Annotated in this window: 1 protein-coding gene; it reads left to right on the top strand. The window is 56.8% G+C overall.

What is annotated here, in order from left to right:
* A partial coding sequence (locus U1T56_RS24320; protein ID WP_418162060.1) for a class I tRNA ligase family protein occupies positions 1–609 on the top strand: 609 nt, incomplete at both ends.

Genomic DNA, 609 nt, shown 5'->3' with positions numbered 1-609 from the left:
CATCCCGCCGCCCAACGTCACCGGCAAATTGCACTTAGGGCATGCGTGGGATACGACGCTGCAAGACATCATTACGCGCATGAAGCGGATGCAAGGGTATGACGTCCTGTGGCTTCCGGGAATGGATCACGCCGGCATCGCCACCCAGGCGAAAGTCGAGGAAAAATTGCGCCAGCAAGGGCTGTCGCGCTACGATTTAGGCCGGGAAAAATTTTTAGAAGAAACGTGGAAGTGGAAGGAAGAATACGCCGGCCATATTCGCAGCCAATGGGCGAAGTTAGGGCTTGGGCTTGATTACACGCGCGAGCGGTTTACGCTTGACGAAGGGCTTTCCAAAGCGGTGCGCGAAGTGTTCGTCTCGCTCTACCGGAAAGGGCTCATTTACCGCGGCGAATACATCATCAACTGGGATCCGGTGACGAAAACCGCGTTGTCGGACATTGAGGTTGTTTATAAAGAAGTGAAAGGCGCGCTCTACCATATGCGCTATCCGCTCGCCGACGGCTCCGGCTTCATCGAGGTGGCGACGACCCGTCCGGAGACGATGCTCGGCGATACGGCCGTTGCCGTGCATCCGGATGACGAGCGGTACAAGCACTTGATCGGCAA

This window comes from Benzoatithermus flavus, assembly GCF_037908215.1.
Taxonomy (GTDB): domain Bacteria; phylum Pseudomonadota; class Alphaproteobacteria; order Geminicoccales; family Geminicoccaceae; genus Benzoatithermus; species Benzoatithermus flavus.
This window is presented reverse-complemented; position numbering and strand designations above follow the sequence as displayed.